Here is a 25,032-nt window from a genome sequence, read left to right as displayed (position 1 = left end):
CAGCTTCCAGTGGTAGGCCGCCGACAAGCGGGTTCATCGAGACTTCCTCGCGCCAGGAACTGATCTGACCGATGACGTCACCAGGGGTGAATCGCCCTGAGATATGTAGAGGCTCTGATGTTCCCCGGGTTTCTCGGAGTCGGTTTGGTTGACTTTTTGGTCACGACACCGTCGAAGGAGACTCGTTCGTGCCAAGGCGCTATCCCGAAGAGTTCCGCCGCAAGGTACTGGACCTTGTCGCTGCCGGTCGCCCAGTCGCGCAGGCAGCAGCCGATCTGGGCATCAACGACCAGACGATCTACGGCTGGCATAAGCAGCATCGTTTCTGTCACGGTTCCAGTCCGGTGGGCGGTGTTCGGTCAGGTATCAGCGTCCCGTCCGAGTTCCGCGCCGAAGTCGCGTTCGAAGGCTCCTCGCTGCTGCATGCCGCGCGCCAGCAACTCCGTCAGTCTCGCCATCCCGCCAGGTGAGGCGGCGGCTGCCCGCAGCGCCTGACCGGACTCGACGATGTCCTCCCCACTGGTACGGGTTGCCCGGCGGTTGACGATTTCCTTCGCGGTGACCAGTGCGGATCGGTCGAAGCGCGCGATCCGGGACGCGATCCGGTCGACGAAGACGTCGAGTTCGGCATCAGGAACAGCCCGGTTCACCCACCCGTACCGTTCCGCCGTCACCGCGTCGAAGTCCTCGGAGCCCAGGATGATCTCCAGGGCACGGGACCGGCCGACGAGAGCGGGCAGGGTTTCCATGGCTCCGCCGCCTGGCACCACTCCCGAGCCCACCTCAGGCTGCCCGAGTACTGCCTTTTCCATGCTGGCGAAACGCAGATCGCACGCGAGCGCGAACTCGCTACCCACACCGCGAGCCCGGCCGCGTAGCGCGACGATGCTGACGAACGGCGCCCTCGCCAGCCGCACGACGATGTCAGGCCATGGCGGCAGACCGGTGGGGCCGGGGTCGACGGGCATCTCGGCCGCGCGGACGGCATCGTAGTGGGCGAGGAAGTACTCCTCGTCGGCGCTGTCGAAGACGATGACCTGGACCTTATCGTCGTCTTCCAGGTCGGTCAGGAGTTCCCGTAGCGCGGTCATGAACTCTGGGTCGAGCAGGTTCAGGGGTGGATTGTCGAAAGTCGCCCTCCAGTACGCGTCGGAGTGGCGGTGGACTTTGATCGGGGAAGTAGTCATGGTGTGCTCCGATGAGGCCGATGACTCGAGGGTTGTGGTGTTCTCGTCGTTCCAACGATCCGGGCCTGCGTTTGATTTCGGGTCGCCCGGGCACGCGGTTGCCATAACGTTCCAGGAACTGGGGTGACCGGAGGACGACATGGTGTATCCGCCCGGCGGGCAAACGCCAGATGATCGACCGCAGCATCCACAGCAACCGCCCACCGACCACCCGCTACCAGCCGGGTATCCGAGAGAGCCCGGAGCTGCCCCTACCCTGAGGTTATGCATCGGCGCGATGCTGGGCGACCTTCGCAGGCCCGACCGCGGGGCCGAGTTGCTGCTCGCGGGCGACCTCACCGCCGAAGCCTCCGAGAACGACACCGGCGCGGTAAGCGCGCAGCTCGACCGATGGGGGACGTTCGGCAAGGAGTGTCCGGTCGTACGCGGCAATCACGACCGGAACGGCGGGGTCGTTCGCGCATGTCGACGCGGTATGTTCCTCAGCTGAGCCGCATCAGTACGGCTTCATTCGAAGTAGTCCTCGTCGACCTCGACCACGGTGAAGGTCTGCCGCGTCCGGATGGCGACACCGTAGCGGATCGTCAGCTCGGCGAGGCGCTACTTCCAGCACCGGGGTAAGAAAGCCTGACCACACCGGCATCGCTGACACTGGGTTGGGGGTGGTCACGACTTGCCTCGGAAGGCGCGGGATTGGAGGGGTATGAAGAGGGCGTCGAGTTGGGCGCGGGCGGCGCGGTGTTCGTCCTCGAGCACTTCAGTAGTCTAGATATTGCGGGTCATGAGGTTGTCGACGCCCGTGTGGGGGTGAGTTGAAGGGGGGGCGGGTCTTTCGACGGTTCAACGCGGCGGTCAATGTCCTCGCAGCTGGGCGGGCCGAGAGGTTGAATGCCTGCGGAGGGGCTGTCGCTCTCCACGTCTAGTGGAGATCAGGGCCCGGTGAAACAGGAACCCACCGAAACCGCCCCGTGTGGACGCTGGTAGGAATCCTTGGTCCTTCAGGCCGAGGAGGACGTGCGCCACCATCCTCCTCCGGTGCCCCGCCTACCGCCGGAATTGGGACAGAGCTGTTGTATTCACAGTCCCCGACGCGGGTGTCGTGCGCCTCGGGCTTATCCCACTCTCGACCACGGACAACCGAGTGAAGGGTGCTGTACCGCAGCTCAATTGCGTGCGGGCAGCTCACATTCGTCCGGACCGCAGACCTCGGCGCTGCCGATTGTCGCGATAACCGGTTCGCGATCCGCCCAGGCCTTATCCAGCACTTGGGTGAACACCTCGGACGGCTGGGCACCCGAGACACCGTATGTGCGATCGAAGACGAAGAACGGAACGCCGGTCGCCCCGAGTTGTGCAGCGTCCCGTTCGTCGGCGCGTACCGCATCGGCGTAGGCATCAGGGTCGGCGAGCACGGCCCGCACTGCCGATTCGTCGAATCCGGCCGCGACGGCGATCCGTACCAGGCGCTCGTGATCGGCGAACAGCGACTGCTCTTCGGCGAAATTCGCACGGTAGAGGGCATCGAGCAGCTCGTCCTGCCTGCCCTCGGCCAGCGCGAAGTGCAGGAGCCGATGCATATCGAAGGAGTTGCCGTAGTCGCGGCCTTCGGTCAGATAGGGCAGTCCGATCGCGGCGGCCTGCGCGCCGATACTGCGCTCATTGGCTGCCGCCTGCGCCTCGCTGACGCCGTATTTGCGGGCGATCTTCGCGATGACCGGACCGGATTCGTCGGCGGGTAGGTTCGGATCCAATTCGAACGAGCGGTGCACCACCTCGACCTCGGCACGGTGCGGGAAATCTGCCAATGCCTGCTCGAACCGCTGCTTGCCCAGGTAGCAGAAGGGGCAATTGATATCGGTCCAGATCTCGACTCGCACGGTCGTCCTCGCTCTCGTTCGAACTCTCTCCGGGTTGGCAACAATGTGGCTATGGGATCTGTTCCCGGCCGGTCCTCATCGTGGTGAGCCGTCCGCACAGCGCTCGACCGTGATGTTCGATGAGGCGGGTGTCTGATCAGGTGGCGTCGAGGAGATCGCAGAGGAATGGGGCGTCCTCGCGCATATCGCTGTCGAGGACTCCGGTGCGGTAGGTGTCCCAGTCGGCCGACTCGGGTGCGCCGCGCTCGGCAGCGATAGTCAGGCCACGGTGACCGATTCGCCTGCGGTCAGGGCGTCACGGATCCGGCGGTACATCTCGGGATGTAATAGCTTTGTGCGGCATTCATCGTTGATACGAGTGTCTGTTGGTCCACGCCGGCTTCGATGGCGGTGAGCTGCGCCATGGTGTTCTTGGGCCGCAAAGGATTCCTTACATATGACCAGTGCGGCCGGGAATCCCCGACCGCACTGGTCATGGCGTACCTGGTGTGGCGATCAGCCGAAGGAGCCGGTGCCGGGCTTGGGGTTCGGGGGGTTCGGGGTGTCGGTCACAGTTACTGCTTGGGTGGTGGTGGAGCCGGCTACGCCGGTGCGGCCGGAGAAGGTGGCTGCGATGTCGTAGGTGCCTGCGGCGCCTGGGGTCCAGACGATCGAGGCGGTGCCGTTCGCGCCGACGGGGATATCACCGAGGACCTGGTCGCCCGCCTTGAACTGGATGGTGCCGCCCGCTGCCGCCGGGGAGACAGTTGCCCGCAGGGTGACGGGATTGTCGACCTGGGCGCCGCTCACCGGGGCGAGTGTGGTGGTCGATACGACATCGCTGGACACGGTGATGGCCGGGCCCTTGTTGGAGTAGTTGCCTGCGCCGAGGGAGCCGGTGTAGCTCATGGAGGTCGGCAGCGGGGTTTCGCGGGCGCAGTTGACACCTACGGTGTACTGCACTTCGAAGGTCTGGGACTTCGGTGAGATGTTCGGGTACACCGGATATTTGGTGATACCGAAGGAGGCGCTGACCGAGTCGGGGGCCGAGGTGTCGAGTGTGACCTGGTCGCCGCCCATCCTGCCCGAGCTGGCGACCGGGGTCAGGCAGGTGGGGTGTGAGTCCTTGACCGAGTAGATGTACTCGACCGGGATGCCGGTCCGCTCGAATACCGTCTTGACGGTGATGGTTTCGCCGACGATCGGGTTGGTGTTCGAGATCGTCCGGGTGAACTTGCTGTTCCCGTCGGTCCAGGTGACCATTCCCGGTGCGGCCGAGGCCGTGCCGGGAATCGCCGCCACTACGAAACCGGCCGCCACCGCGAACGCGGCCACCGAACCAGCTGAGCGCCGCATACTGCTGTCCATCATTGTTTCTCCCACAGGCATCGGGTGTCCCTCGGCGTGGTCGTCGGGGGGTTGTCGCACCCGAGTTGGGCAGCATTAGATCACGGTGGATTGGTGAATGGACCGATTTCTGAAAATCTAATACTTCAGTTTTGGTGGGTGTGGGCCCACAGCTGCCGGTAGCCCCGCACCCGCCGCCGGATATCGTCGCTTGCGTCCAGCCGTGCCCTGGCTGGCGGCGAACACAGCACCTTCGGTACCGGTTCACGCTCCGAGATCAGTGGTAGCGCGGAAATCGCTGGGGCGGATACCCCGATATCGCTTGAACGCCGCACTGAAACCGAAAGCGTCCGCATAACCGACGGCCTTCGCCACCTGCGCCACGGTGAGACTCCGATCGGCCAGTAGTTCCTCCGCCTCATCCATCCGGCATTCGGTGAGATACGCCAGGGGCGATTGCCCCATGACCTCGGAGAATCGCCGTGCGAACAGCGCACGCGATACCCCCGCCTCGGCGGCCAGCGACGCGACTGTCCAACCGGCGGAAGGCATTCCGTGCATGGCCTCCAATGCCGGCCCGACCACAGGGTCGGCGGGCCCGCGATACCACCCCGGCGCATCGGCGTCCTGTTCCTCGAACCAGTCGCGTAGCGTGCACACCAGCGCCCAGTCGAGCAGCCGGTCCATCATTGCCTGCGCTCCGGCCGGGCGCCGGGCCGCATCCACGGCGATCGACTCCATCCACGCACACACCTCCACATCATCGGTCACGACCAGGACGGGTGGTAAAGCGCGAAGCAGCCGTTCGTGGCGCCGGCCGGATGTCCGGTAGGCGCCGACGATCAGAGTGGTCTCACCAGTGGGCCCGCTCCCCCAGCGACCTCCGTCCAGCGCGGGATCGCATTTCGCGTCCGGCATGAAGCAGGTGACCTCGTATTCCTCATGTGGAAGGGCGATAGTATCCGCGTGGTCGACGAGGACGAACGTTTCCGGGCCGCGCACGATCGCGGTGTCCCCTACTGTGATCCGATATTCGAGACCGCCTGTTAGCAACAGTGTTCCCCCACCGCGCAGCACAGTGACCACGGTCAGCGGTGCCTCATCGGCGAACCGGATGCTCCACGGTGCTTCCAAGACCGCGGTGGTGAGCACAGCTCCCTCGGCACGGATACCGCCCAGCAGTTTGCTCAATGGATCCACACCATCAAGGGTAGACGAACTCCTATCAAATGTAGATCTTTACCCATAGATCGTCCATTGTCTGGGGTGTGGAATGGAATCCGGACCGCATAACCGATCGTCCGGAACTCCGGACCACACAGGAGGCCCCCGTGCAGCACAACCCGACCGTGACAACCGCGAGCACCCGCACCGCGCTGGTCGTCATCGCCCACCCACGGCCTGATTCTCTGACCGCCCATATCGCCGAGCTGTCCACCAGGCGGCTCACCGCGGCCGGATACCGGATCGACCTGCTGGACCTGCACGCTGAGAACTTCGATCCCCGGATGACCGCCGCCGACCTCCCGGCATGGGGCAACCGGGAGAAGACCTACTCCCCCGAAGTCGAGAACCATATGCGGCGTATCCTCGCTGCCGACGTGATCGTCGCGGTGTTCCCGGTGTACTGGATGCAGGTCCCGGCGATTCTGAAGGGCTGGATCGATCGGGTGTGGAACTACGGATTCGCCTACGGTCGCAGCAAACCCCGGCTCGCGGGTAAGCGGATGCTGTGGTTGGGTCTGGCGGGTGTGGCAGACGACGACGCGGGCGTCGAACTCCTACAGGGTGCGCTGAGCGCACAACTCAACGACGGTATCGCCTACTACTGCGGCCTCACAGACTCGTCGGTGGGGCTGCTGCCTGGTGCGGAAGAAAAGCGGCAGCGCGTGGATGCCGCGGGCAATCTGCTGTTCGACGAAGCCCTCACCGGCGCGATCCGCGAAGCCCACTATGCGGGCTTCGAAGGCCGGGCGCTGGGCTTCGTCGACGATTTCCTCGCTGCCGACCGGGTTCCGGCCTGACCACTGAAGGGTTACTGCCTCATACCGTCAGCCGCCAACCCTTCGCTCTTTCTCGTTCGCGCCAGAAGTCCTGGTAGCGGCCGTCGGTGTGGATCAGTTCGTCGTGGGTGCCGACTTGCACGATTCGGCCCTCGTCAAGTACCAGGATCTGATCCGCCGAGGCGACAGTGTGCAACCGGTGGGCGACGACGAGTAGGGTCCTGCGTTCGGTGAGCACGCGCAGGGCGGCCGCGACCGCTGCTTCGTTGTCCGGGTCCAGAGCTGCCGTCGCTTCGTCGAGTAGCACGATCGGCGCCTGTTTGACCAGTGCTCTGGCGATCGATACCCGTTGTCGCTCACCACCGGACAGGCTGACGCCGCCTTCGCCGACTCGCGTCTCCCACCCGTCGGGCAGTCGGTCGACGATTTCGTCGACCCTGGCCAGCCGGGCAGCCTCACGGATCTCCTCGACGGTGGCATCGGGACGACCGAGTCGAATGTTGGCCTCGATCGTGTCGTCGAACAGGTACACATCCTGGAAGACCATCGCCAGCTGCCCGGTCAGCGCCTCGGTGGTCAACTCGCGGACGTCGACACCACCGACGCGGACTGTGCCTGCGTCGATGTCCCAGAACCGCGCGGCCAACCGCAGCAGCGTCGATTTGCCCGAGCCGGAACGGCCGACGATGGCGGTCATGGTGCCAGGGCGCGCTTCGAAACTGACATCACGTAAGACCGGGTAATCATCGTATCCGAAGGCCACATGGTGGAAACCGATCGTGCCGGGCTGGGGGGTGTGCTCCGTTGCGCCCTCAGGCAGTGGTGCGACCGCGAGCACTTCACCGATCCGGTCGATGTCTTCCGAGGCCATCCGCAACGCCGCCGCGTGATCGACGATCTCGATCAGTGGTCCGACGAAGCGGGCGACGAGCACCAGCAGCGCGATCAGTTCCACCGCGTCCAGCGTGCCGCCCAGAGCGAGCGCGACACCGACGGCGATCAATGCCACGAAAGCCGCCTGCACGACGACCGAGAAGGCCAGCAGCGCGGACACCGCGTTGCGGTTCATCTCGTCGTAGGCGCGGCGCTGCCCGCGCAGTGCGTTGTCGAGCAGTGGATGGTCGGCGCCGTGCCTGCCTAATGCGCGCAACACCGGTTGACATTGCGCGAATTCGACCACGCGGCTCGCAGCTTCGACCGCGGCCTGGTCGATGGCCCCGAAACTGCGCGCGATGGCAGCCTGCGCCCAGTTGTGGGTGGCGAGCAGAACCAGTCCAGCGACGAACAGTGCGGCCGCGAGTCGCCAGTCGAACAGGAAGGTGCCGAGGGCCACCACGGCGGGCGTCACGGCGGCACTGATGACGGGCTGCATCAGATGTGCGGGCACCCCGATGATATTCGCGGTCCCCTGCGACATCGACTGGGTGAGACGGCCGGTGCGGTCGGTGCCGAACCAGCTCAGCGGTAATCGGGCCAGGTGGTCGCCGACCCGATGGTGCATTCCGAGCAGCAGATCGTCGGCAATCTGCTGGCCGTACATCGCCTGGCTGTAGAACACCACGCAAGTAGCCACCGTGACCAGGGCGAGCGCGGACAGCCACGACACAGCGGCATCGCGGTCACCGTCGAACAGGGGACGCAACACGGGAACGATCAGCAGAATGCAGATCCCCTGCAGCACCGAGTAGGCGACAATCAGCCCGATCCACCGTAGGAACCGCGGCCGATCCTGTGGATCGACAATGCGAAAAAGTTTGCGAATCATGCCGATTCTCCCCGAGTCACCGATTGTGCGTTCCACAGCTGCTGGTACTGGCCGCCCGCGGCCATCAATTCGTCGTGGTGTCCCGTTTCGACGATCCTGCCGTTCGCGAGCAGCACGATGCGGTCGGCACCGCGGATCGTGTGCAAGCGGTGTGCGATCACCAGCAGGGTCCGGCCCGCCGTCAATTGCGACAGCGCGTCCTGCACAGCCGCTTCGGATTCCGGATCGGCGAACGCTGTGGCCTCGTCGAGTACCAGGATCGGCGTATCAGCGAGGATGGCGCGCGCGATCGAGATCCGTTGCGCCTCACCACCAGATAGGTGCGCGTCCACGCCGATCTCGCTGTCATAGCCGCGGGGCAACGCGAGGACACGGTCGTGAATCTGCGCCGCAAGCGCCGCAGCCTCGATCTCGGCGAAGTCGGCATCGGGCCTGCCCAGCGCGATGTTGTCACGAATGCTGGTACGCAGCAGCAAGGTCTCCTGGAAGACGAAACCCACATGCCGATAGAGGTCTCGTTCCGAGATATCGCGGACATCCACGCTGCCGATACGCACAGCGCCTGCGCTGACATCCCAGAAACGGGGAAGCAACCGCGCCAGAGTCGATTTGCCCGATCCGGACGGTCCGACCAGCGCGGTCACCGTGCCGGGCTCCAACACCAGATCGATGTCATCGAGCACCGATGTTCGGCCGTCGTAGGAGAAGTGGACGGACTCGAACACGACCCGTGCTCCCTTCGGCGTCAACGATTCGGTGGCACGAGGCAGTTCGGTGGTCGCGAGCAACTCGGCGACCCGGCCCGCGGCATCCTTGGCAACCTGCATCGCCGCAGCCCCGAAGCCAAGGGCGAGCACCGGTGCGCCGAGACCAACCGCGAGCATGATGAACGCGATGATCTCGGCAGGATCGACATCGAGGAGAACACCGCCACCGAGTGCAACGAACAACATCACCGGCGCCGAGATGAGTAGCGAGGCGATCGCATCCAGCCGCCGCATCGGACCGGCCCATTCGGCGAGAAAGCGGGCGAGGTCCTCGCTCGCCTTGCGATAGCGGTCCTGCGCGCGGCCCGTCTGACCGAATGCCTTGACCACCGCGATACCATCGACGAACTCGACGACAGCGGCATTGACCTTGTCCAGCTCGATGCTCCAGCGGGCGGTCCGCGCGGCTTCATCGCGCATCATGTAGGCCACCAAACCAAACCAGACCAGCAAGGGCAGCAGGCACAGCAGCGCCAACCGCCAGTCCAACCAGAACAGGTAGACCAGCGCGACGACCGGTGTCACCACCGCGGCCACCAGGTCGTTGACCACGTGCGCCACCGCGTGATGTACCGAGCCGACGTCATCGACGAGTGCCCGTTTCACTCGGCCCGAACTGCGCTCGGTAAACCAGCCGAGCGGTACTCGCCCTAGCCGCTCAGCCATGCGACGACGGATCTGCAAACCGACATCGGCATCGGCGACATGACTGATGGTGTAGGCCACGGCCGTGAGTGCCATGTGGATGAGGAAGCCCGCTGCGGCGACCGCGACCCAGGTCCATACCCGACCCCCGTCCACGTGGTCGCCCGTGAGAAGAACACGTGCGATCTCGACCATCGCGATATACGGTGCCAACCCGGCCAGTGCCCCGATGAGCTGCAATACCGCCGCGACCGCCAACCGGGTACGGACCGGTGTGAGCAGCACACCGAGCCTGCCCGGTTTCTCGAGCTGCTCGTCCTCTGTTGCTACCGAATTCAGAACCGCTGTCGTACCCATGGTCCCCCTACGGACAGATTGGATCACTGTTCTAATTGGGATTCTAACCACTCGGTCATCGACCGCAACAGCAATCGTGCGCTCTCGTCTCCGCAGCCAACTGCTGCCCCAGCTGCTTCTCGGTCACTTTTCCGGCAGCCGTGCGCAGCGTCGCATCGGTGACCTCGAACGGCTCGATGCATGTTTCATGCAGGGGTTCCGAACAGTTGCCGAGCAACCGATATGGGCATAAAAGCCGCATGTGGGCAGTTGGCCACCGACTGCGGAAATCTGTATGCGCTCGTGCGACGTGTTACTGCGGAGCGATCGGTCCGCTCGTCAACTGGTCGAGTCGCAGTTGCAGTCCGTCGAGAACTCGGTCGAGCGCATACAGGCAGTACTCGCGCCGAGTGGCAGCACGCTCGGCGCCGTCCGCGGTGAACCGCTCGACCATCTGCCGCATCTGCTCGGCACCGGGCCCCACCGACGGGTCCGAATCGAGTAGGGCCAGCAAGCCGGGCAATCCCGGATCGGTACCGCTGACCTCTTGGTCGCCGAGGGCGATCAATCCGAGGCAGGTGTTGAAGGCCACTGAGTAGGCAACGGCCGATTCCGCACCCCAGCCCGCATCCGACATCAGTGAAACACCCGCGTCGAGCACGGGCAACAGTGCCTCGGTCTGTGGGCCGTTGCGCAGCAACCACGTGGCGACGCCGGGATACTCGGCCAGGTGATCGATCATCGACGACAGCACTCTGTGTAGTAGCTGTCGCCAATTCGTGGTGTCCATCCGCAGGTCCATCTCGGCGTAGACCCGGTCGACGACGGCAGCGCACACCGCTCCCCGATCACCGACGTGGTGATAGATCACCGACAGCGAGGTGTCGAGACGCGCCGCGACATCGCGCATGCTCCAGCCGTCGAGACCGCGCTCGGCCGTGAGTGCCTGCGCCGCATCGACGATCAGGTCACGTGACAGTCCGGTGCGGTAGGCGCGCCTGGAGCCAGTGGACATCGAACGACCCTAACTACCCGAGAAGAGGTGTAGAACATCACCCCAGGAATAGGCGGGTTCGCCGGACATCCGACCTTGCCGCGCTCACCGACACCCCACCATTGCAACGGCAGGCGACAGGCCAGCGACCGGCACGATCCTCGCCGATACCAGCAGCATGCGGGAGGCCGACTATCCCCTCTGTTGTGGGCAGTCCGGCTCTTTTCACCACCGACGAACTGTCCGAGTTACCGTTGCCGCGCCTGCTGGCCGAACTGGACAGTTCCACATAAGGTTCGACCGCGGATGAAGCGCTGCGACGGTTACGCCACTGCGGTGCCAACGAGATCACCGAGTGGCACCGCAATCCGGCGCTGGTGACATGTCGGTGGCGCTGACCGTGGCCCGCGGTGGAGGAACTCGGCGGCGTCGATGTGTTGTATCCGGATCAGATGGCGACATCGAAACTACTTGCCCGGCAATGCATTGTGGAGTCCACCGACATCGGTGATCTTCCAGTCGGCGTTGCGATCGATGGTCAGCGAGTACGTGACCGTGGTCTGTGCGCCGGCCGGGGACTGCGCGCTGGTGGATGTCACGTTCAGGTAGGTGTTCACCTTGTAGACACCGCCCGACTCGGACATGACCGAGGAGGACAGTGGAACCGCCTTCGAAGTCCACTGCAGCGGCAGGAGGATTTGTTCCAGTTGCGGTCCGGTGGCGTCGAACTTCGCTGCCAGTTGGGGCGTTGTGTTTGTCTGCAGTCGACTCAGCCACGCTGTGGTGTCCCTGTAGTCGATCGTCGACGCCCCCACCGCGTAGTCCGACGCCACCTGCTCGGCGTGCCGAGCGTCGGCTGCCTTCGAATCGCGTTCTTCGAGATCAGTTTTCGCGGACCAGTACAGGGCACCCAGCAGGATGCTCGTGATAGCGAGTATCCCTATGACAGCACCGGTCAGCACCGTCGACAGCCGTAACGACACTGTGCGGGTGAGAGGTTTCCGGAGCGCGGGTGGCTGTGCGGGTTCGTTGTCGATGGGTTCCTCGGCGGCCTCGTCGGTGTGCGTCGCCATATCCGTCCTTTCTCGAGATGAATTGCCGCTCCGGCGATGGCCTGCTATTTGACGCCGATCCGAAAACGTACGGTGCCGTCGGCGTCGACGGCTTGTAGCCCCTGTGCGATGAGGGCACTGATATCGATCGCCGGTGTGCGGTATACGGCGCCGGTGACTATCGGCTCGAGAACTGGTCCGAGTTGCGCGACGGTCGGACCGATCTGCTCGACAGAGGTCGTCAGATCGCGTAGGAACGGGACCAGACCGTCGCCGGTGAAATAGCTGTCGACGGGTCTGCTCTCGGCAAGCGCCGCCCCGGCCTCGACGATTTTGTTGAGGGTGGCGCCGAAGGCCCCGAACTCCGGCCCGGCGGCGGCGAGCGATGGCCCCATCCAGTCGATATCGCCGCCGAGTTCCTGCATATCGCTGAAGAGCTGACGGATTGTCTTGGTCCGGCTGAGCAGCATGGCCGCCAGCAGCGATGTCGAGCGCTGCAAGGTCTGTATGGCCGGATCGGTACCGGCAAGGGCGTGATCGAAGGTACTCACCAAGCCTGCGACCACTCCGGGTTCGATCTGTGCGAGCAGGTCGACCACTTTGCCGGACAGTTCGGTGATGGTCATCGGCTTCCTGATCCGCTGCGCAGGCACTATCTGCCCGTCCTCGAGAAACGGCCCACCGGCCTGCTGCGGTGAGAACTGTATATAGGGCTCGCCGAGCGCCGACAGTTGCTCGATGCGGACATCACTGGACAGTGGTATGCGGTAGCGCTTGTCGATCCGCAGGCGGACCAGTACGCCGGCCGGCTGTCGGGTGACCGACTCCGTTCGCCCGACCCGCACACCGGCCAGCAGCACCGGGGCGTTGGCGACCAGGCCCCCGGAATTGTCCAGACGCATCTCGGTGGTGATGTAGGACCGCCGCGGATCCAGGTGCAGCACCCCGAACGTCATATACGCGATACCGAAGACCAAAACCATAGCTATTGCCGAAAGCGAGGACGCTGCACGCGTATTCACCGGACTACTCCGATCATCCGCAGGGTGTCGAGTATGCGGGCGGTCTGCTGATCCTGAGGCATCGCCGAGGGGGGCGCCGAGCCGACCGATATATCGACCACATTCACTTCGGGGCCGTGCTCGACAAACGGAATGATCTTGTTCTGGATGAGATCCACGGCCTTGTTCAGATTCGACGGTGAGCCGATGTCCAGCGGATGACTGCCGAACAGCATCGGCACCACGGCCCGCGCGGTGTCGTCGAGTGACTGAACCACTGGTGCCAGCCACTGGAGGCTCGGTGCCAGCGGGCCCAACGCTGTGAGCACGAAAATGACTCCGATCTCAGCGTTGATCGTGTCGATGGTGTGCTGAGCGCCGTACGGTGTCAGCAGTTCATCGAGCGTGGGCAAGTTGTCACCGATACCGTGCTCCACGGTTGCCCGGATGCCGTCGAGCAAGGTATCCACGGTGTGGAGGTTGGCGCCGAGATCGGCGATATCCGCTCCGAACGTGGCGGCGATGCGCGCCGTATCGCGGGGGTCCTCGGGCAGAATTGCGTTCGCCTTGTCGATGATGCTCTGCACGTCGCTGATCGCACTGCTGCCGATGAAGGTGGACAGGCCGGCGAGGATATCCTCGATAGGTTGTGACCCACTGGTCTGAGCCAGCGGAATGGTCGCGTCTGCGCCCAGCGTCGGCCCGCTTGCGGTCTCTGGCACACGCAACGCTATATGGACGTCGCCAAGGGGCGTTTCCTGTCGCAACGCCGCGGTGGTCTCCGTCGGCAAGTGCACCGAAGCGCGAATATCGACCTCGGCGACCACGTACCCCCGTCGGGCTGGTACCCCCCTAGAGGCGGCGACAGGATCGACAAGCGTGAGATCGGTCAGTTGTCCCACCCGCACTCCGTCGGCGAAAACCTTCGCTCCAGGAGGGAGATTGAGTACGTCGGCGAACTCGATATTCAGGCGGTACGTGGGTCCGTCCACGCCTGAGCCGGGTACGGTCAGTTCAGCGGGCTGGAAGTCACACCCGAGGACTCCGAATACCACCGCCGAGGCCAGCGACATGTACCTGCCCATCCGGCGCCATCGTCCCGTGGATCGAGTCATCGGGCACTCACCGCCGACAACAGGAACGGCAATACCGGCACCGCCACCACCCCGTTCTCCGATTTCTGACATCGTTGCCCGGTGATCGCCTGCACCGCGGCGCAAATCTGGTCGTTATCCGGTTGTGCTAGTGCGAGTTTCGGTGCCGCGTAACCGATACTCAATTGCCCCGACGCCGAGTCGACGGCGGAACTGAATCCGGCCGCGATGGCAGGCACCATGCCGATGATCTCGGCGAGCGAGCCGACTCCGGCCGACAGCAGACGGGACAGGTTCGGGGCCGAGTTCAGTGATCGCAGCGCAGGTGAGCCCAGCATGATGATGACGTCGTTGAGCTGTGGCAGCAGTTCGCTCAACGCGTCCACCAGTTCGATGATCGGGGGGAAGGCGATGACGTTGATGTCGTTGAAGGCCTGCGGCAGTTCGGTGACGATGTCGTGCACCTGCCCCCAGTTGTCGCGAGCCCTATGCGCCAGTTCACCGATCGCGTCCAGAAGTTGTCCGAGGTGGCCGATGGCAGTGTCCGGTGCGGCGAGCGCGGTGCTGAGCTGATTGATGATGGTGTTGATCTGATCCCCTGAGCCGTTGGTCGCAGCGTCGAGTGCGGCGAGGCCATCGCCCAGAGCAGTGCGTTGGACTGGATCGTCCGTGGAGTTGAGCTGATCGGAGAGGTATGCCAGGGCGGCGAAGGTCTCGGTCAGACTCTTGGGTGTCACGGTTTTGGTAATGCATCGACCGGGATTCCAGGCGGCCCCCGACGGTTCCGCCCCGATCAGTGCGAGTTCGCGGTCCGCGACCACGGTGTCACTGACGGTCGTGGCACCGACATCGAGAGGCAGTGCGCGATCGGCACGCACGGTGAACCGCACCCGGGCCGCGGTGTCGTGGAGTTCGATGCCGGTCACCTCCCCCACCGGAACTCCCATGATCGTCACCGCGCTGCCGGTGAAAAGACCTACCGCATCGGGCATATCGGCACAGTAGGTCTGAGTCGCTGGGTAGGGACGACTGATTCGCAGCCCGACCGCCGCGGCCACGATGAGGATGAGGATCACGCCTGCCGACATCACGGCCCGGGAACCCGCGATTCGCGTGAGCATCAGCAGCCTCCTCCTGGCACGGGGACGCAGACAGCCGGCACGGGCAGGGATATGGCGGACTGGTCGACAGTGATTCCGCCACCTGGAGGCAGTAACGGCAGCAGCCGCTGTCCCAGCCCGTGCAGCGCGTCGAGTAGTTCACCTAGACGCGCATCGAGCTGTTGTAGCTGCGGAATCGCGTCGGCCATCGGCTCAGCCCAGTCACTGAGCCCGTTATCCCAGGCGCGGCCGAAAGGCGTGAGATCCTGTAGTACGACCGCAAGATCGTTGAGCGCCTGCCCCACTTGGGTTTTGTTGTTCTTGATGAGGTTCTCCAAGGTGCGGAGGGTGACCAGCAAGGTGGCCAGCACATCGGAGTTACGGCGCAATGCCGTGAGGTACTCTTCGCTGAACGAGAGCGTGCGCGAGATATCGGCGTTCTGCTCGTTCATAATCGTGACCAGGTCCGAGGCTGCTTGTACGACGGCGCGAATCGAGTTCGGGCTCTTGTCCACCGATGTGGACAACGCCGCCGAGTTCTGACGCAGCACGTCACCATCGATCTGCCGTACCGGCTGTGCGGCATCCTGGAATACCTGAGTGAGGTTGTAAGGCAATATGACCCGCTCCGCAGGGATGACACCGTCGCCGAGCGGGGTGGTTCCCGAAGGTTCGACGGCGACGTAGTATCCGCCGACTACGGTCAGCATCCGAATGCCGAGGACGGTCTGGTCGCCGACGAAGGCGTCGGCTCGGACGGTGAACTCCATACGCACGTGATCGGACCCCAGTGCCAGCGACTTCACCTTTCCGACCGGTATCCCGGCGATTCGAACGTCGTCGCCGGGACGAATCGCTCCGGCGTGCGTCACATCGGCGCGATAGACCTGCTCGGGTGTAGTACCGGCCAGATATACGACACCGATGGCGACGATCAGCACCACTACCGCGCCCAATCCGGCCAGTCCCCAACGCAGGTCGGTGTGCCGCGAATGTCGCAGTTCCATGTGCACCCGCGAGCCACGTCGGCGCTTCAGGGTTTGCATAGGACGATCCTTTGTCCGGCAATCAGGATGCGAAGCGGTTCCGGGACATCCGCGCTTCCGTGGGAACAGGCGGGTAATGTCTGGGCTCCGGTCTGCGGGACCATGGCGGTAACCGCCTGGATCAGACCGGGTACACGGTCGAACACCGCGACAGCGTCATACGGATCCGGAAATGCCTGTTCGAGCAGTGCGTCGAGGTCGCTGTCCGGTTCACTGGTCAGTCCGAGCACGGTCAGCATGCTGCGCAGCGGCTGCAGAACCGGGGGGATCGTATTGGCGAAGTCGATGAACCCGGGCAGCTTATCGGTGATGACCACGAACAGCTCGGTCAAACTGACCAGCAATTTCATCGCGTTCCCCGAGTCGCCACTGATGTGGTCCGAGATCCGTGACAGATTGCCCACCAGTGTCGACAAGACCGCCTGGCGGTCGGAGACGTAGCGGCTCAGTTTCTCGATGGCGGTCAGTGCGGGCCCGAGCCCGGTGCCGTCGCCGTCGATAACGGCCAGCACGCTGGTGGTGAACTGGTTGAGGTCCTCGGGTGACAGTTCCCGCAGCACCGGCTGCAGCCCATTGAACAGAGTGGTGATATCGAAGGCCGATACGGTCTGGTCGACACCGAAAACCGCTGTTGCCGCACGACGTTTTCCGGGTGAATCGGGTTGGCGTATTTCGAGGAATCGGAAGCCGGTCAGATTCTGGTAGCGCACCGCGATTGTGGTATCAGTGAACAGTGGCCGATCGCTCTGCACCGTGAACCGCACCCGCGCTTGCGCGCCCGCGAGTTCGACGGCTCGGACTTTTCCGACCTGCACTCCGTACAAACGCACGTCATCACCTGGCCGTAGGCCGTTCGCGTCGGTGAAAACGGCTGTATACGTATCGGTTCGGCCGGTTACCGGCCGATCGATGACGCGGAAGATACCGACCAAGACCAGCAGCATCAGAACCGCCGCTGTGGCGACACGCACGAGCAGTGCTCCTGTTTTCATCGGTCACCTCCCGCAACGGGATTCGTGCCGACGACCCCGGCGAGCGGGATCGTCGAGCCGGGAACGAGGTCGAGTTCTACTCGCGTATGCAGGACCGGCCCGCTGGGGCCGTCGCGGAACGCGGCATCGAGGCGGTCGAGCAGATCGCGCAACTGACCGTTGGACCCCATCAGGTCGCTGACAGATCCGGAAATCCGGTCCAGCACCACGGTCGCAATGGGCAGCAGTTCGGAGAAATACGGCTCGGCGGTGCCGAAGAGCTGAGTGAGCGCGGGCAACAACTGATTCTGCACATTGGGCCACAGCTGCGCGAACTTCTGGATATGCGCGTCTTCCCGTAGGTAGCCGTTGTCGTAGCTGGCGTAGAGCAACGTCAGCGCCCCGGTCAGCATCGGCGGAATCCCGCTCAGGGCAGTGCCGAAGCTGTCGAACAACTGCGACGGCGGCATCTGCCGGGTTTCGGTATAGGCGCGGACGGTGGTCCCGATGGCTTGCAGTAGTGGTGTGAAGGCATCGAGGTCACGGGCCGATGTGTTCAACAACTGTGCCAGTTGCGGTGTCAGTACCTGCGCGGTGAGGTCACCGGTGGAGTTCACCAGTGAAGCGAGTGTGGCATCGCGGACCCTGCTGGAATTCTGCCCGGTGAGGTCGATGGTCGCCCCGTCGACGAGAGTATCGCCGCCCGTGTCGGGATGCAGCTCGAGCGCGCTGACTCCGAACAGGTTACCGGGGACATAGTCGACCTTCAGACCTGTTGTGAGTCCGAATAACTGGGACCGGTCCAGGCTCAGGGTCAGTCTCCGCCGGTCGCGCCCGGCGAAATCGATGGTATCGACGGTGCCCACTCGGACACCGTCGAGCCGGATCTCGGTCCCGGGGCCGATTCCCTCTCCGACATAGCTGACTACGAGTGCGATACCGATGCGTTCTGCCGCAGCGGAATCGGGGACGAACCGCCAGATTACTGCGATCAGAATCGCCACGACGAGAACGCCGGTGCCGAGTATGCGTGCCCGGCGGGGGCCGACTTCGGTTCCTGGGAGTGTGTAGGCGGGCATGCGGCTACCCCGTGAACGTGATCGGAGAGTGGAAGCCCCACAGCATGATCGTGGTGACCATATCGAGTCCGATGATCGCTACCAGACTCGCGCGGATCGCACGCCCCGACCCGATGCCGACACCTTCCGGACCACCCGTCGCGAAAAACCCTTGATAACAATGGATAAGCACCACGGCAATCGCGAAAACCACGACTTTGACCGTCGCCGCGAAAACATCCCATGGCGTGATGAATTGGTCGAAATAGTGCTTGTAGGTGCCGGATGGTGTGCCGTGTACTACGGTCACGATCAGCTCGCAGGAGAAATAGCTCAATATCAGAGCGACGACGAATGCCGGTGCGACCGCGATGATTCCAGCGATGACTCGGGTGGTGACGACAAACGGCACGGAACGGATTCCCAAGGATTCGAGGGCATCTATTTCCTCCGAGATTCGCATCGACCCGATCTCCGCCGTCATTCGGCAGCCCGCCTGCGCTGCGAAACCGACTCCCGCCGCGATCGGCGCGAGTTCCCGAGTGATCCCGAAGGCGGAGATAAGTCCGCTGAGCTGCCCCAAGGACAGCAGGTTCAAGGCACTGAACGCCTCGATTCCGATCGACGCACCCATCGCCGCACCGAGCAGCAGCATCAGCGGCACCACACCGCCGCCGATGATGACCGAGCCACGACCCCATGTCATATCGGTGATCACAGTGATTGTCTGGCGCCGGTAGCGTCGCATGGTATACGGCACGGAAGACGCTACCTGCCAGCAGAATCCGAGCACGAAGCCCACCGAGTCGACCGCTTGTATCGGACGCACTCCCCGCGGCAACCGACCTACCCGACGCAGACCCGCCGGGCGATACGGCGCGGCCGCCATCACGCGATCCTTATCGGAAGAAACATGGTTACCACCTGCGTGATCGCGGTGTTGAACACGACGACGGCCGCGATCGACATCACGACCGCCGCGTTCACCCCGTCGGCGACACCACGCGGTCCCCCCTTGGCCTCCAGCCCACGCTGACACGCGATCACCACGACCAGAAACCCGAAGAGGATGGACTTGCCCAGTGATACCCAGACATCCACAGGGGTGGTGAAGGAGCCGAACGATTGCCAGTAGCTGCCAGGGGTGACATCGAGCGCGGTCACCGCGACCGCGAACCCGGAGGCGATACCGACGAAGATGATCAAGATATTGAGCAGCGGGGCCACCAGCATCATCGCCGCGATCCGCGGCACAACCAGGCGCTGTATCGGATCGACTCCCATCACACGCATAGCGTCGACTTCCTCGCGGACGGTCCTGGCACCGAGATCCGCGGCGATCGCTGCCGCGCCCGCACCCCCGAGCAACATGGCGGTCGCCATAGGCGCACCCTGTTTGATCACTCCGAGTCCGCCCGCGGCACCGATCATCGAATCGGCTCCCAGTTGGGAGACGATATTTCCGACCTGCGCGGAAACGATGACACCGAACGGCACCGCCATCAGGATGCTCGGGACCCCTGTCACTCTGATGAGAAACCATGCCTGAATCAAGGTTTCGCGCATTTGGAAACGCAGGCCGATAACGTCCGTTACTCCGATCCGGATGGCATCGGCGCCGATCCGAAGCGCTCGTCCCAGTGTCGCCACACTCGACAGAACGGTGTCGGCGAAGTTGCGGCGGAGCGCGTCGGCCGTGGTCGCCTGCTCCACCGTGGGAGGACTTACTTCCTTCTCGGACATCGAGATCCCCCGTTCGACCGAACCGTCATCTCCATGTACGCGTGTGGCGGGTTCGGGGTCGAATGACTCCGATCAGGTGACTCGGTGACTACCCCGAATCGGGAAAGAGCGTCATCGCACTTCGTCATGAGGTTCTCGCGTCGTTTCACTTCACAGGAAATCACTCATCGACCGGATCGAATGAGTAGAACCGAATCCATTCCAAGGGAACGGTTTCGGGGCCGTCGACTTCGATAGCTGGATTCGGTGAGCGCACTCTTCCCCCTCCGAATCGATCGGCTCCACCGTTATGCGGCCGACACTACCATATGAGATGGATCACATTACAGACATTGTTCCAGATGGGTGAACAGAATCTGTTCAGGAACGATGCGCGGCAGCTGTGTGCGAGCTGACCAGTGAAAAGCTAACGGTCTCGACGAAAGGGGCAGTGACGACCCACTACCGCGACCCGCGAAGTCGAATCTCGAATGGGTCACAGCACATCACCGGCACCGGATTCCATGCGGCGCATCACAACACATCGGCATATAACACGTCTGGACCTTCCAGGGGATGGATTCCCCCGCCTTGCCTACGCCTGTGGACTTCCTGCCGGTGCACGGGCTTCCCTCCGACAAGGCCTACGCAACCTTATCGTCGGCGGAGCTCGAAGACGGAGCTCTGACGACCTGCCTCTCATCCCGCAAGACGCAACCTAGGGTTGACCGCATGGACCCGTCCGCTTATGACGCCGCTTGCGTTCGACATCGCACCCGCCGAGGAAGGCGAACATGTGAAATCAAGCCGGTCGCTTTCACCGCCGGCTTTCACCAGCCCCTCTAGCGCCTCGACGAGCTGCCCGAGGGCACCCGAGCCGGCGACCCGCCCCGCGCGTTCCTGACCGACCGACCCGCGCGGGGCAGCTCAGCCGGTCTCGGCCCGAACCGCCAGACGCGCCGCACCCCGTGCGCAGGCCCTGCTTTCCTCCTCCTCGATCGGAGTATCCGCTTGTCCACTCCTCGCGTGGTCGCCCGCATGGAACACCACCAGGTCGCGATCTACCTCGCGGCACTGGCGGCCGGTGCGGTGGTCGGATCGGCCGCGCCGAGTGCGGGGTCTTGGCTGGAGCATCTGATCAACCCGGTACTGGCCGCGCTGCTGTATGTGACGTTTTTGCAGGTCCCTATCGCGCAGCTCGGTCGGTCGCTGCGCGCGGGCCGGTTCCTCGGCGCGGCTCTGGCAGTGAATTTCGTGGTTGTCCCGCTGGTGGTCGCCGCGATGTGGGTGTTTTTGCCCGCCGATACCGCGATCCGGCTCGGTGTGCTGCTGGTACTGCTGACACCGTGCGTGGACTACGTGATCGTGTTCAGTGGACTGGCCGGTGGCGCCAACACGCGACTGCTGGCGGCCACCCCGCTGCTGCTGATCGCCCAGATGGCGCTGCTGCCAGTGTTTCTGCTGCTGTTCCTCGGTGCGGATCTGGCAGAGATCGTTGAGGTCGGCCCGTTCCTGAGAGCGTTCGTGGTGTTGATCGTCATCCCGCTCGGGTTGGCCTGGCTCACCCAGGCCTGGGCCGCCCGAGCCGAGACCGGGCAGAGAGTATCGGCGGCGGTGAGCATGGCGATGGTGCCATTGATGGCCGCGGTACTGGTCACCGTGGTGGCATCGCAGGTGCCCAAGCTCGATGCCGATCTGGGCCAGGTCGTGGCGGTGGTGCCGTTCTATGTGGTGTTCCTGGTGGTGATGGCCCTCGCCGGTGCCGCGGTGGCGCGGCTGTTCGGGCTCGATATCGCCGACAGTCGCGCCATCGTGTTCTCCGGCGCGACCCGCAACTCCCTGGTTGTACTGCCGCTGGCGCTGTCGCTACCGGATGCTCTCGCGGTGGCAGCGGTCGTTGTGGTCGCCCAGACTCTGGTCGAGGTGATCGGAATGGTCGTCTACGTCCGCCTCATCCCGCGCCTGCTACCGACTCGCCCATCGGCGTGCTGACAGGTCGGACCGAGCTCGAGCATCGAAGCCGCTCTCGCCTTCCGCCTATTCGTCGGCTGAGAAGTTGCGCGGTCCGGCCTCGCGAAAACAATCACGGTGAGAATACTGCACTGGAACTGCCCCTATTTCATTGACGCGTATCGAGAAAAATCCGTCTTCCGTACAAATCCGCATATCGATATCTGGTCACGAAGACAAAATAGCCTGCTCTCCTCCACATATCGGCGGATACGGCGATAGGCTCTGCAAGTGTCGACCTCGGTTTCCCGTCCATTGTCCGCGACAGATCTTCCGGGCCCGAGCGGATGGCCACTGCTGGGGAATCTGCCGCAGCTGCTGCCATCGCGCTTGCATCGCCGCTTCGACCGATGGGCCGACGAATTCGGTCCCATGTATCGGGTGAACATGGCGGGTAAGACTCTCGTCGTTGTCAGTGATCCAGGGCTCAATCGCGATATTCTCCGCGACCGCCCCGGCAGCTACCGACGGCAGTCCTCGATCGAATCGATCATGGACGAGATGGGTTCCAACGGCTTGTTCTCGCTGGAAGGCGAGGCATGGCGACGGCGGCGCAAGCTCGCCATGCCCGCGTTCAACGCCACACATCTGCGCGGCTTCCATCCCACTCTGCAGACGATCACCGATCGGCTCCGGCAGCGCTGGGAGCGTGGCGTGCCCGACGATATCCGCGCCGACCTCACCCGCTATACCGTCGATGTCACGGCGAAACTCACCTTCGACTACGACATCAACACCATCGAACAATCCGGAGACGTGATCCAACGCCATCTGGAACTCATCTTCCCGATTCTCAACCGGCGGCTGGCTACACCATTCCCGTACTGGCGCTATGTGAAACTGCCCGACGATCGCGCATTGGATCGCGCCCTGGCAGCCCTGCGCGAAGATCTGAACAACGTTATCGCCCGCGCTCGCGTCGAGCTGCACGAGAAGCCAACCAATTTCATCGAGGCTCTGCTGTTGGCGCAGGATGGCGATGAGACATTCACCGATGAAGAACTTTTCGCCGAAGCGCTCACGATCCTTATCGCGGGTCAGGATACGACCAGTAATGCCACCGCCTGGCTGCTCTATCATCTCGCGCACAATCCCGGCGTACAGCAGCGCATTCGGGAGGAGGTCGCCGACACCCCCTCGGTGCTCGACCGGCAACCGTATCTGGAGGCGGTGGCCGCGGAATCGATGCGGCTACGCCCGACCACTCCGCTCATCGGGCTGGAGGCGGTCGAGGACACCGCGATCGACGGGGTACGTATTCCTGCGGGTACCTGGGTGGTCGTCAATGTGCAGCACGCGGGAGTGCAGCCGGAGAACTTCAGCGACCCGTTGGTCTTCGACCCCGACCGCTGGCTGCGCGAGAACACCGGCAATCACCGTCCTGAGGCATCGATCCCGTTCGGTTCCGGACCGCGGTTCTGCCCCGGCCGCGGACTCGCTCTGCTGGAGATCAAGAGCGTCGCCGCGATGGCGTGCAGCACCTTCGATCTGCGCTTGCCGGACGGGGCCGCACCTCCCGATGACCGGTTTCACTTCGCTGTCATCCCGATCGGCATGAAACTCGACCTGATACAACGAAAGACAGCCTGAAACAACGAAACCCCGTCATTCCGGTATTCGCCGGAATGACGGGGTCGACCGGAACTCGGTGCTAACCAGCCGAGCGCATCGTCTGTTCCCGCTCGGACAGCAGCAGATCCGTCAGCTCGTCCAGCGCCGCATCCATGGCATCGGTCACATAGCGTATGGGTGGAAGCTTGTCGCTCGCACCGAGAACACCGAAATGGATGGCATCCGTATAACCGAGACAGGTGACGTTGAAAGGGTTTCCGTGCATCAGCAGCGAGATCGGGTACAAGGCTTCCAAACGAGCGCCATTCCAGTACAACGGCTTCTGTGGGCCGGGCACATTGGAAATACCCATCGGGTGTGAGGAGGGTGTGTTTCCGAAACCCAGGGTGAGCCCGAGGATCCACGGCAGTGTCACCGCCAGGCCGTAGCCGATGACGGTGTTCGCAGGCATTGTCGTCATCTGCCGCTTCGCGGCATCGATGTACTCCTTGACAGCAGTGAGCCTTTCGAGCGGATCGGCGATATCTGTGCCGAGCGAGGTGAACATCATGCCCGCGCGGGTGCCGACCCGGTCGTCGTTCCCCTCGCGCAGGTCTATCGGAACGCCTGCGGTCAGCGAGCGCTCCGGTAGTTCCGCGTGCTCGGTGAGGTATGTGCGTAGCGCCGTGCTCACCAGATAGAGCACAAGATCATTGATGGTGCAATCACCGGCCTTGGCCAACCGTTTGAGCAAGGCCAGATCATAGCGGCGCAGCGACAGCTCGCGAGCCCCGGTGATCGGACCGTTCAGGATAGACGGTGGCTGCTGATATGCCTTCTGCGCCAATGTCTCGTCACCGCGCAGGCGCCGGAGAGCATCCCGTCCTGCCCGGCCGATGCCGCCGAGCAGGTGGAACAGCCCACGCAGTGCGACGACCAGTGCCTGGATCGACCCCTTCTGCACACCGGAGCTCCGCTCCGTTCCGTCGGAACGTCCCACCGTGAAAAGATCCGCAACGCCACGATCTTCGGCGTTCTCGGTAAAAGTTTCGGTGAACAGCCGCATCAGCGATACCCCGTCGAACAGGCTGTGATGCACCTTGACGATTACGGCGAACCGGTCTTCCGCCAATCCCTCGATGAGGTGGATCTCCCACGGCGGCCGCCGGAAATCGAGTTGTTCGCCATGGATTCGCGTCGCGAGATCAATCAGCTCCTTCCGGTCACCCGGTCGCGAAAGTCGCCAGCTCCGGATGTGTTCGGCCGGATCGATCTCCTCGGTCTCCCGCATCAACGACAGCCGGGTCAGTGGTCCCCGGATCGGTACCAGATTCCAGGGTCGTGGCACGGATACAGGTGCGGCGAGCCGGGCGCGCCAGCGGCGCACGAAGTGGGCCGCGCTGCCCTCCGGCATCGTGAACTCCAGCAGGAAGGCGATATGCATCGGCATATCCGGCGATTCCAGCGATAGCCAGATACCGTCGGTCGCGGACAAACGTGTGATCGGCATGGTCATCCTTATCCACG

Annotated in this window: 22 protein-coding genes; 5 read left to right on the top strand and 17 right to left on the bottom strand. The window is 63.7% G+C overall.

All coding sequences use genetic code 11. The annotated features are described in order from the left end of the window. Positions 1–188 precede the first annotated feature (188 nt). Positions 189–470, top strand: coding sequence for a transposase (locus ACL02S_RS02340; RefSeq protein ID WP_412800572.1), 282 nt, complete (start codon positions 189–191; stop codon positions 468–470). On the opposite strand, the gene ACL02S_RS02335 is transcribed toward ACL02S_RS02340, so the two are convergent. After that, positions 360–1,187 carry an enoyl-CoA hydratase/isomerase family protein gene (locus ACL02S_RS02335; protein ID WP_412800571.1) on the bottom strand — a complete coding sequence of 276 codons (828 nt, stop codon included), beginning with the start codon at positions 1,185–1,187 and terminating at the stop codon, positions 360–362. The two genes, ACL02S_RS02340 and ACL02S_RS02335, sit on opposite strands and share 111 nt — an antisense overlap. Positions 1,188–1,464: 277 nt before the next feature. On the opposite strand from ACL02S_RS02335, the gene ACL02S_RS02330 reads away from it, so the two are divergent. Further along, positions 1,465–1,677, top strand: coding sequence for a hypothetical protein (locus ACL02S_RS02330; RefSeq protein WP_412800570.1), 213 nt, complete (start codon positions 1,465–1,467; stop codon positions 1,675–1,677). Positions 1,678–2,350: 673 nt separating this feature from the next. Here ACL02S_RS02330 and ACL02S_RS02325 read toward each other — a convergent pair. The 3 genes from ACL02S_RS02325 to ACL02S_RS02315 form a co-directional block, all read right to left on the bottom strand. Then, positions 2,351–3,064 carry a DsbA family oxidoreductase gene (locus ACL02S_RS02325; RefSeq protein WP_412800569.1) on the bottom strand — a complete coding sequence of 238 codons (714 nt, stop codon included), beginning with the start codon at positions 3,062–3,064 and terminating at the stop codon, positions 2,351–2,353. A 495-nt stretch (positions 3,065–3,559) separates the two neighbouring features. Then, positions 3,560–4,414 (bottom strand): Ig-like domain repeat protein, encoded by an 855-nt coding sequence (locus ACL02S_RS02320; protein WP_412800568.1) that lies wholly within the window; start codon positions 4,412–4,414, stop codon positions 3,560–3,562. A gap of 240 nt (positions 4,415–4,654) precedes the next feature. Next, a complete protein-coding gene (locus ACL02S_RS02315; protein WP_412800567.1) occupies positions 4,655–5,590 on the bottom strand; it encodes an AraC family transcriptional regulator in 936 nt (311 codons plus the stop codon). A gap of 131 nt (positions 5,591–5,721) precedes the next feature. Between ACL02S_RS02315 and ACL02S_RS02310 the strand changes: the two genes are divergently transcribed. After that, entirely contained in the window at positions 5,722–6,414 is a 693-nt protein-coding gene (locus ACL02S_RS02310; RefSeq protein WP_412800566.1) for an NAD(P)H oxidoreductase, read from the top strand. A 19-nt stretch (positions 6,415–6,433) separates the two neighbouring features. On the opposite strand, the gene ACL02S_RS02305 is transcribed toward ACL02S_RS02310, so the two are convergent. From ACL02S_RS02305 to ACL02S_RS02250, 12 genes are all read right to left on the bottom strand, one after another. Next, positions 6,434–8,158, bottom strand: coding sequence for an ABC transporter ATP-binding protein (locus tag ACL02S_RS02305; RefSeq protein WP_412800565.1), 1,725 nt, complete (start codon positions 8,156–8,158; stop codon positions 6,434–6,436). Continuing rightward, a complete protein-coding gene (locus ACL02S_RS02300) occupies positions 8,155–9,927 on the bottom strand; it encodes an ABC transporter ATP-binding protein (RefSeq protein WP_412800564.1) in 1,773 nt (590 codons plus the stop codon). Before ACL02S_RS02300 ends, ACL02S_RS02305 begins: the two co-directional genes overlap by 4 nt. Positions 9,928–10,219: 292 nt before the next feature. Continuing rightward, positions 10,220–10,921 carry a TetR/AcrR family transcriptional regulator gene (locus ACL02S_RS02295; protein WP_412800563.1) on the bottom strand — a complete coding sequence of 234 codons (702 nt, stop codon included), beginning with the start codon at positions 10,919–10,921 and terminating at the stop codon, positions 10,220–10,222. A 446-nt stretch (positions 10,922–11,367) separates the two neighbouring features. Beyond that, positions 11,368–11,973, bottom strand: a complete 606-nt coding sequence (locus tag ACL02S_RS02290; protein ID WP_412800562.1) for a hypothetical protein — start codon at positions 11,971–11,973, stop codon at positions 11,368–11,370. Between the two features lie 44 nt (positions 11,974–12,017). Beyond that, positions 12,018–12,935, bottom strand: coding sequence for an MlaD family protein (locus ACL02S_RS02285; RefSeq protein WP_412800561.1), 918 nt, complete (start codon positions 12,933–12,935; stop codon positions 12,018–12,020). A 35-nt stretch (positions 12,936–12,970) separates the two neighbouring features. Beyond that, positions 12,971–14,068 (bottom strand): MlaD family protein, encoded by a 1,098-nt coding sequence (locus ACL02S_RS02280; protein ID WP_412800560.1) that lies wholly within the window; start codon positions 14,066–14,068, stop codon positions 12,971–12,973. After that, positions 14,065–15,168: an MlaD family protein gene (locus ACL02S_RS02275; RefSeq protein ID WP_412800559.1), complete on the bottom strand. Its 1,104-nt coding sequence runs from the start codon at positions 15,166–15,168 to the stop codon at positions 14,065–14,067. The genes ACL02S_RS02280 and ACL02S_RS02275 overlap by 4 nt, the downstream gene beginning before the upstream one ends. Beyond that, on the bottom strand, positions 15,168–16,193 hold the full coding sequence (locus tag ACL02S_RS02270; RefSeq protein WP_412800558.1) for an MlaD family protein: 1,026 nt from the start codon (positions 16,191–16,193) through the stop codon (positions 15,168–15,170). Before ACL02S_RS02270 ends, ACL02S_RS02275 begins: the two co-directional genes overlap by 1 nt. Next, on the bottom strand, positions 16,181–17,185 hold the full coding sequence (locus tag ACL02S_RS02265; protein WP_412800557.1) for an MlaD family protein: 1,005 nt from the start codon (positions 17,183–17,185) through the stop codon (positions 16,181–16,183). The genes ACL02S_RS02270 and ACL02S_RS02265 overlap by 13 nt, the downstream gene beginning before the upstream one ends. Then, a complete protein-coding gene (locus ACL02S_RS02260; protein WP_412800556.1) occupies positions 17,182–18,243 on the bottom strand; it encodes an MlaD family protein in 1,062 nt (353 codons plus the stop codon). Before ACL02S_RS02260 ends, ACL02S_RS02265 begins: the two co-directional genes overlap by 4 nt. 4 nt (positions 18,244–18,247) lie before the next feature. Further along, the gene (locus ACL02S_RS02255) at positions 18,248–19,111 is read right to left on the bottom strand and encodes an ABC transporter permease (protein ID WP_412800555.1); all 864 of its coding nucleotides are present in this window, start codon (positions 19,109–19,111) and stop codon (positions 18,248–18,250) included. Next, positions 19,111–19,965, bottom strand: coding sequence for an MlaE family ABC transporter permease (locus tag ACL02S_RS02250; protein ID WP_412800554.1), 855 nt, complete (start codon positions 19,963–19,965; stop codon positions 19,111–19,113). The genes ACL02S_RS02255 and ACL02S_RS02250 overlap by 1 nt, the downstream gene beginning before the upstream one ends. A 1,017-nt stretch (positions 19,966–20,982) precedes the next feature. On the opposite strand from ACL02S_RS02250, the gene ACL02S_RS02245 reads away from it, so the two are divergent. Next, positions 20,983–21,936 carry an arsenic resistance protein gene (locus ACL02S_RS02245; protein WP_412801079.1) on the top strand — a complete coding sequence of 318 codons (954 nt, stop codon included), beginning with the start codon at positions 20,983–20,985 and terminating at the stop codon, positions 21,934–21,936. Between the two features lie 249 nt (positions 21,937–22,185). After that, on the top strand, positions 22,186–23,544 hold the full coding sequence (locus tag ACL02S_RS02240; RefSeq protein ID WP_412800553.1) for a cytochrome P450: 1,359 nt from the start codon (positions 22,186–22,188) through the stop codon (positions 23,542–23,544). Positions 23,545–23,605: 61 nt separating this feature from the next. On the opposite strand, the gene ACL02S_RS02235 is transcribed toward ACL02S_RS02240, so the two are convergent. Next, entirely contained in the window at positions 23,606–25,015 is a 1,410-nt protein-coding gene (locus tag ACL02S_RS02235; protein WP_412800552.1) for a wax ester/triacylglycerol synthase family O-acyltransferase, read from the bottom strand. Between the last annotated feature and the right edge of the window lie 17 nt (positions 25,016–25,032).

It is taken from the genome of Nocardia spongicola (genome assembly GCF_047200775.1).
In the GTDB taxonomy this organism is placed as follows: Bacteria; Actinomycetota; Actinomycetes; order Mycobacteriales; family Mycobacteriaceae; genus Nocardia.
Note: the sequence above shows the minus strand (reverse complement) of the source record. Positions and strands in the feature narration are given on the sequence as shown.